Source organism: Corynebacterium sp. HMSC068G04 (assembly GCF_001814885.1).
Classification (GTDB): domain Bacteria; phylum Actinomycetota; class Actinomycetes; order Mycobacteriales; family Mycobacteriaceae; genus Corynebacterium; species Corynebacterium hiratae.
Genome location: NZ_KV818333.1, coordinates 176,575 through 181,161, shown reverse-complemented (window position 1 = coordinate 181,161; position 4,587 = coordinate 176,575). Strand labels below are relative to the sequence as shown.

At 62.4% G+C, this 4,587-nt stretch carries 5 protein-coding genes; 2 read left to right on the top strand and 3 right to left on the bottom strand.

From position 1 onward, the window contains the following. On the bottom strand, nt 1-371 hold a 371-nt coding region (locus HMPREF2993_RS07940; protein ID WP_304440003.1), incomplete at its 3' end, for a biotin/lipoyl-containing protein. 148 nt (nt 372-519) lie between these two features. Between HMPREF2993_RS07940 and HMPREF2993_RS07935 the strand changes: the two genes are divergently transcribed. Beyond that, nucleotides 520-927, top strand: a complete 408-nt coding sequence (locus tag HMPREF2993_RS07935) for a hypothetical protein (RefSeq protein WP_046647933.1) — start codon at nt 520-522, stop codon at nt 925-927. An 11-nt stretch (nt 928-938) separates the two neighbouring features. Here the strand turns inward: HMPREF2993_RS07935 and HMPREF2993_RS07930 are convergent, their stop codons facing one another. After that, a complete protein-coding gene (locus tag HMPREF2993_RS07930; protein WP_049156249.1) occupies nt 939-1,481 on the bottom strand; it encodes an isochorismatase family protein in 543 nt (180 codons plus the stop codon). Nucleotides 1,482-1,509: 28 nt separating this feature from the next. Between HMPREF2993_RS07930 and HMPREF2993_RS07925 the strand changes: the two genes are divergently transcribed. Further along, a complete protein-coding gene (locus tag HMPREF2993_RS07925) occupies nt 1,510-2,784 on the top strand; it encodes a glutaminase (protein WP_070512389.1) in 1,275 nt (424 codons plus the stop codon). Nucleotides 2,785-2,832: 48 nt separating this feature from the next. Here HMPREF2993_RS07925 and HMPREF2993_RS07920 read toward each other — a convergent pair whose 3' ends face one another. Next, nucleotides 2,833-4,332 carry a leucyl aminopeptidase gene (locus tag HMPREF2993_RS07920; RefSeq protein ID WP_070546907.1) on the bottom strand — a complete coding sequence of 500 codons (1,500 nt, stop codon included), beginning with the start codon at nt 4,330-4,332 and terminating at the stop codon, nt 2,833-2,835. Nucleotides 4,333-4,587 lie beyond the last annotated feature (255 nt).

Genomic DNA, 4,587 nt, shown 5'->3' with positions numbered 1-4,587 from the left:
GGCATTTCCACGTCGGTGGCATCACCAGAAGCAGCGGGCGCCTCGGACTCAGCGTCCTCAGCGGGCTTGTCTGGGGTCTCGGCAGCCTTCTCGGAGGAATCCTCAGACTCCTCAGCAGCCGGTGCGGATTCGCCTTCGTCACCGATGATGGCGATGACTGCGCCCACGTCTACGGTGTCATCTTCCTCAGCCTTGATTTCGAGGATGGTGCCGGCGACCGGGGAGGGGATTTCGGTGTCGACCTTGTCGGTGGAGACCTCGAGCAACGGCTCGTCGACCTCGACGGTGTCACCGACGGATTTCAGCCACTGGGTAATCGTGCCTTCGGTTACGGATTCGCCCAGTTCGGGCATCACAACAGAGTGTGCCATAAGTGTTAAGACTCCTCGAAAGTTGGAATTAGTGAAACGCTAGTGTTTGATTCTACAGCGTGTTTATAAAAGGTGCGCACGGGTGGGGTGAATTAGGGCATCCTCCGCACGAAGTGGCTGAAGGTGGCCTCCGGTAGGCTAAAGAGCCATGTTCAACCCCTTCCGCCGCAACAGCTCCAAGTCCCAACTGCGCCCGCCCCGCGCACCGGGGGAGACCATTCGCGCAGAAGACGCCCAAGAGCTTCAAGCCTGGGCTCAGGGACGTGCCTTTATTGAGGCCTTTATTGAACCGGAGACCGTGGTCAACGAGATGTCTGTCGTTGTGGTGGATGAAAACGGCGCCTTCATCCGCCGTCGCATTGGTGGGCCCAAAGGCATCGACGCGGTGGCTAAGCTTCTGCGCTGCGATGTCTATGACGTCGAAGAGACTGGTTACCCCCAGCGCATGCGCGAGCGCATCGAGCGAGAGCGCATTCTGCGCAAGCGGGAGGAACAACGCGAGCGCCGTCAGCGGTTTGAACAGCGACAGCAGCGGAATGGCCAGAACGGCAATTAGAGGGGTGCTGCCTAGCCAGTAATGATGGTGGCGCCTGCCTTCTCAAGCTCTTCCAGAGCGGCGGCGCCGCGGGCCTCGTCGACAGGCGCGCAGTAATCCGCCAGCACACGCACCGTGAATCCCTCCGCAAGGGCGTCGGCAGCGGTGGCGCGCACGCAGTGATCGGTAGCGATGCCCACGATGTCCACGGCGGTGATGTCGTGCTCGCGCAGCCACTCTGCCAGGGGAACGCCGTCGGCCGTGCCTTCGAAACCGGAATACGCAGCGGTATATTCACCCTTCTTGAAGTAGGCCTGGGCGGGCCCGATCGCTTCGTGCATCGCGGCGCCGAAGGAATCGGCCACGCAGTGCGTGGGCCAGGTATCAACGAAGTCTGGATTCTCGGAGAAGTGGGTACCCGGATCGATGTGCCAGTCCTGCGTGGCAACGACAGTGTCGTAGGAAGGCTGGAGGGCACCGATGCGATCGGCCACCTCATTTCCGCGCTCGGTGGCGAGGGCTCCGCCGGGGCAGAAGTCATGTTGGACGTCGACAATGATGAGTGCAGGTGTCATACGTGGCAATTCTATACGCTGGGAAACGATGAAAACACCGATTCCTTTTTATCTACAGAAGATCCTTGATGGCGTTCACGATCACGATTCCGGAGAAGTCGCGGACTATATCCCGGAGCTGGCTGCCGCAAACCCCGAGCAGCTGGGGGTTGCGCTGTGCTCTGTGACGGGCCACCTCTACAGCGCCGGTGACGCGGAGACCCGCTTTACCATTCAATCCATTTCCAAGCCCTTCGTCTATGCCCTCGCTCTGAGCGAGTTCGGCCCTGACGCGGTTCGTGAGGTGGTAGGACTCGAGCCCTCGGGGCAGGCCTTCAATGAGTTATCCCTAGCCAAGGACCACCGCCCCCTGAACCCGATGATCAATGCAGGTGCCATCGTGGTCAATCAGCTGATTAATGGGGTGGAGTCGACCGTGGAGGACCGCGTGGAAAAGATCCGCGCCTTCATATCCCAGTTGGCGGGGCGCGAGGTGGACGTCGATAAGCGCCTGTGTGACTCGGAACTTGAGCACGCTGAGCGCAACCTGTCCCTGGCACATATGCTGCGCTCCTACGGCATCATCCAGGACGATGCCCACGACGCCGTGCTGTCCTATACCTCGCAGTGTGCCCTGTCGGTGGACGTGCGCGACCTCGCCGTCATGACCGCGACCCTGGCTAATGGTGGCCGCCAGCCGGTAACGGGGGAGAAGATTTTGGACGCCGACGTCTGCCGCATGACGCTGGCGGTGATGAGTTCCTGCGGCATGTACGACGGTGCTGGGCGCTGGATGGCGGAGGTGGGAATCCCCGCTAAGTCCGGCGTATCCGGAGGACTCATTGGAACGCTGCCGGGGCAGATCGGCGTGGCGACGTTCTCGCCGCGTCTCGATGAGCAGGGAAATAGCGTGCGCGGAACCGAAATCTTCCGCGAGCTCTCCTCGGACATGGGCCTGCACTTGATGTCCACGGAAAACCGCTTTGGTGTGCACCCAGTTCGCAGCGTCGACGAGGACGACGACACCGCGATTATCCGCCTACAAGGTCATATCAACTTCACCGCCACCGAAGCCATCCTCCACGAACTGGAGGAGCGCCAGTTCTCCGGCAAGCGCTTGGCCTTGGACTTCTCCCAGGTCTCTGGCCTGCACAAGGTGGGCCGGCGCATGCTCAAGGAAGGCCTGCGCCGGCTGCGTGAGGAAGGCAACGAGGTCGCGCTTGTCGACGACGACGGGCTCGTCACCGACCGCGCCATGTCCGACGGTACGGTCCTCCCATTGGCGGATAAGGAGGACTACGTCATCGCCGGCGAAGAGGTGTGAGCGGCCTAAAGCCGCTCACACGAGGGGCCGCATGGAAGCCGCTCTGATTTAGGCTTCTGCGATCTCGCGCAGCGCTGCGACCACGGTGCGCACCGGAACTCCGGTGGCGCGCTTCGGGGTGTAGCCGCGCGGGGCGGAACCGTTCCAAGAGGGGCCGGCGATATCGATGTGGGCCCACTCGATGCCCTCGCCCACGAACTGCTTGAGGTAGGTGCCGGCGAACTCCATGCCGCCCTCGCGCTTGGCGTTGATATTGCGGATGTCTGCGGCCTGGGACTTGATCTCCTCGTCGTGCTCCTCCAGCAGCGGCATGGCCCAGGCGTTCTCGCCCACTTCGCGGCCGATTTCGGCGAGGCGATCGCGGAAAACCTCGGAGCCCATGATGCCGGAGGTGCGCGAACCCAGCGCCACGATCTGTGCGCCGGTGAGTGTCGCAGTCTCAATGAGGTAATCCGGCTTGTCCTCGCTGGCGCGCGCGATGGCGTCCGACAGCACGAGGCGGCCCTCAGCGTCGGTGTTGAGGACCTCGGAAGTCAGGCCGCCGTAGTGGGTAATGACATCTCCCGGGCGGGTAGCACCAGAGCCCGGCATGTTCTCAGCCAGCGGCAGGGTAGCGGTGATCTGAACCGGCAGCTTCAGCTTGGCCGCCGCGATGATGGTGGCCGCCATCGCAGCAGAGCCGCCCATGTCAGAGATCATGTCCCACATGCCATTGCCCGGCTTCAGGGAGATACCGCCGGTATCGAAGGTAATGCCCTTACCTACAAGAGCCACGTGTTTCTTGGCCTTCTTGGGCTTCCAGCTCAGGCGCACCAGACGCGGCGGGCGGGCAGAACCCTTGCCTACCGCGAGGATGCCGCCGAAGCCCTGCTTCTCCAGCTGCTTTTCATCGAGCACCTCGACGTCAAGACCGGCTTCCTTTGCCTGGCCGGAAAGGAATGCGGCGTAGGACTCCGGGTAGAGTTCGTTGGCGGGGGCATTCACGAGGTCGCGGGCAAGCAAGACAGACTCGGCCACGGTGCGGGCTGCCTCGAATTCTTCGGAGACAGACTTATCAGCCACCACCACGAAAGTGGCTGGTTGTTCCTTCTCCTCCAGTTCGGTGGAGCGAATGCCGCGATAAGCGTAGCCGCCGAGGATGAGACCCTCGACAGCAGCAGAAACACCGAAGTCCGCCAGGCTGGTCACGATGGTGCCCACGCCTGCGGTGGCGCGGGCCACGGAGCCGGCGGCGCGGCGCAGGGCCTCGGCGTCAAGCTCCTCTACATCGCCCAAGCCCAGCGCAATGACCTGAGCAGCGCCCGCCTTCTGCGGGGCGGGAACCTTCACGATTTCCCCGGCCTTGCCCGTCGCGCCCACGGCCGCGAGAGCCTCGTACGTCGAGCGCAGTGCGGACGAGCTGAGAAGAGAGGTGCCCGGCACCTCGAGTCCCTCCTCGCCGGCGAAGGCGGCGATCAGCAGGGCATCTGCCTGCTTGGGGGCCTTCTTGGCCAGCTCAACAGTGGGGAAAGAGCCGCGTGCGGGCAGTTCGAACGTGGAAGAAGCCACGATGTCCTCCTTGAGAAAAGTGACAATGGGATACTCCTCACACACTACCCGTGTCTATGGTGTGGAACGTAGTGGGATTACAGTGGGATTACGGTGGGAGTGGGGTGGGGTGGCAGCGGGGCTAGTGGGCTCGCCGAGTGGACTTAAGGAGTGGTGATCTAGCTAAGGCATTTCTGCATCTCTATAGGGGGCTAAGGAGTACGCTGTAATCCATGTTGAATTACACCGTGACGCGAACTGAAAACCCCACCTCCC